We start from the raw sequence: 3359 nt of genomic DNA, 5'->3' as shown, positions 1-3359 counted from the left end.
AGCGGAACACAAAATATCAAGAGCGGCGGGAAAGCTGACACGACAAATATCTCCTCCGGGAGCCGGCAGGTTGTTGAGAAAGATGGTACGGCAACTGGCAGCAATATTAGCGCCGGAGGCTCGCTGATTGTCTATACCGGTGGTATCGCACATGGGGTTAACCAGGAGACGGGCAGTGCTTTAGTTGCCAACACGGGCGCAGGGACTGATATTGAAGGATACAACAAGCTCTCTCACTTCACTATTACCGGAGGGGAGGCTAATTATGTTGTGCTGGAAAATACCGGCGAACTGACGGTAGTGGCTAAAACCACGGCGAAAAATACTACCGTTGATGCTGGCGGTAAGCTGATTGTCCAGAAGGAGGCTAAAACAGATACCACCAGACTTAATAATGGTGGCGTTCTGGAGGTTCAGGACGGTGGTGAGGCTAAGCATGTTGAGCAACAATCCGGCGGCGCATTGATTGCTTCCACGACTTCCGGAACACTTATCGAAGGAACCAACAGTTATGGTGATGCTTTCTACATCAGGAATTCAGAAGCTAAAAATGTAGTGCTGGAAAACGCTGGCTCATTAACAGTCGTTACTGGTTCCCGGGCAGTTGATACGATTATTAATGCCAACGGCAAAATGGATGTTTATGGAAAAGATGTTGGCACTGTACTCAATAGTGCGGGCACCCAAACAATATATGCCAGTGCCACTTCTGATAAAGCAAATATCAAAGGTGGCAAGCAAACGGTATATGGTTTAGCCACTGAGGCAAATATCGAAAGTGGTGAACAAATTGTTGATGGTGGGTCAACAGATAAAACGCACATCAAAGGCGGCACGCAAACCGTTCAGAATTATGGTAAGGCGATCAATACCGATATCGTCTCTGGCCTGCAACAAATTATGGCAAACGGGACAGCGGAAGGTTCCATTATTAATGGCGGTTCACAGGTAGTTAATGAGGGCGGTCTGGCTGAAAACTCGGTACTTAATGACGGCGGCACACTCGATGTGCGGGAGAAAGGCAGCGCTACGGGGATACAGCAGAGTAGCCAGGGCGCGTTGGTGGCAACCACCAGGGCGACGCGGGTCACAGGGACACGCGCTGATGGCGTCGCGTTCAGCATCGAGCAGGATGCGGCGAACAATATCCTGCTGGCAAATGGCGGCGTGTTAACCGTGGAGTCAGACACCACTTCCGCCAAAACACAGGTCAATGCGGGCGGACGGGAGATCGTCAAAACAAAAGCCACTGCGACTGGCACGATGCTTACCGGCGGTGAACAAATCGTCGAGGGTGTGGCGAATGAGACAACGATTAACGACGGCGGAATACAAACAGTTTCGGCTAACGGTGAGGCAGTAAAAACAACGATTAATGAAGGCGGTACGCTGACAGTCAACGATAATGGCAAAGCGACAGATATCATCCAGAACAGCGGTGCCGCTCTCCAGACGAGCACGGCTAACGGTATTGAAATCAGCGGTACTCACCAGTACGGCACCTTTTCCATTGCCGGAAATTTAGCGACCAATGTGCTGCTGGAAAATGGCGGTAATTTATTGGTATTAGCAGGTACCGAAGCTCGCGATTCCACGGTTGGCAACGGTGGGGCAATGCAAAACCTGGGTCAGGACTTCGCCACAAAGGTTAATTCCGGTGGGCAATATACCCTTGGTCGGTCAAAAGATGAGTTTCAGGCTCTGGCCCGGGCAGAAGATCTACAGGTCGCTGGCGGGACGGCAATCGTCTACGCAGGTACGCTGGCGGATGCATCGGTCAGTGGCGCGACAGGAAGCCTGTCGTTAATGACGCCACGGGATAATGTTACGCCAGTTAAACTTGAAGGGGTGGTCCGGATTACCGATAGCGCGACATTAACTATCGGAAATGGCGTCGATACGACGCTTGCCGACCTGACGGCTGCCAGCCGGGGCAGTGTCTGGCTTAACAGCAATAATTCCTGTGCAGGCACCAGCAACTGCGAATATAGAGTAAACAGTTTGCTCCTCAACGACGGTGATGTTTATTTATCAGCACAAACAGCAGCGCCTGCCACAACTAACGGTATCTACAATACGCTGACCACCAGTGAACTTTCCGGCAGCGGTAATTTCTACCTGCATACCAACGTTGCAGGCTCCCGGGGCGATCAACTGGTCGTCAACAACAACGCCACTGGCAATTTTAAAATCTTTGTTCAGGATACCGGCGTCAGCCCTCAGTCTGACGACGCGATGACGCTGGTGAAAACAGGGGGAGGGGATGCTTCGTTTACGCTGGGTAATACCGGCGGTTTCGTTGATCTTGGGACCTATGAGTATGTCCTGAAAAGCGACGGCAACAGCAACTGGAACCTGACCAATGATGTCAAACCCAACCCGGACCCCAACCCAAATCCGAAACCGGATCCAAAACCAGACCCAAAACCGGATCCGAAACCAGACCCGACTCCCGATCCAACGCCGACACCCGTCCCGGAGAAACGCATCACGCCTTCTACGGCAGCCGTACTCAATATGGCAGCAACATTACCGTTGGTCTTTGATGCTGAGCTAAACAGTATTCGCGAGCGGTTGAACATAATGAAAGCGAGTCCACACAACAATAATGTCTGGGGGACGACGTATAACACCCGTAATAATGTCACCACCGATGCGGGTGCCGGGTTTGAGCAGACGCTGACCGGAATGACGGTGGGGATCGATAGCCGTAATGGTATTCCTGAGGGGATTGCGACGCTGGGCGCTTTTATGGGTTATTCCCATTCACATATCGGTTTTGATCGTGGAGGACATGGCAGTGTGGGCAGTTATTCTCTGGGGGGCTATGTCAGCTGGGAACATGAAAGTGGTTTCTATCTGGACGGTATCGTGAAGCTGAACCGCTTTGAAAGTAACGTAGCCGGTAAAATGAGCAGCGGTGGAGCCGCCAACGGCAGTTATCGCAGCAACGGGCTGGGCGGTCACATTGAAACCGGGATGCGATTTACCGATGGTAACTGGAACCTGACGCCGTATGCATCGTTAACGGGGTTCACCGCTGATAACCCCGAATATCATTTATCCAATGGTATGGAATCGAAATCAGTCGATACCCGCAGTATATATCGTGAACTGGGCGCAACGCTGAGTTACAACATGCGTCTGGGGAACGGCATGGAAGTTGAGCCGTGGCTGAAGGCGGCTGTGCGCAAAGAATTTGTCGATGATAACCGGGTGAAAGTGAATAATGACGGTAATTTTGTCAATGATTTGTCGGGCAGACGTGGAATATACCAGGCAGGTATTAAAGCCTCATTCAGCAGTTCGTTAAGCGGGCATCTCGGGGTGGGGTATAGCCATGGTGCCGGTGTGGAATC

At 51.6% G+C, this 3359-nt stretch carries 1 protein-coding gene; it reads left to right on the top strand.

Features of this window, described 5'->3' with window-relative positions; translation table 11 throughout:
* Window positions 1-3359 (top strand): adhesin-like autotransporter YpjA/EhaD (ypjA, locus tag AACU19_RS03610; RefSeq protein ID WP_105278689.1); only part of this gene is annotated, 3359 nt, incomplete at both ends.

Origin of the sequence: Escherichia sp. MOD1-EC4550 (assembly GCF_963876935.1) — a bacterium.
Taxonomy (GTDB): Bacteria; Pseudomonadota; Gammaproteobacteria; order Enterobacterales; family Enterobacteriaceae; genus Escherichia; species Escherichia coli_F.
Note: the sequence above shows the minus strand (reverse complement) of the source record. Positions and strands in the feature narration are given on the sequence as shown.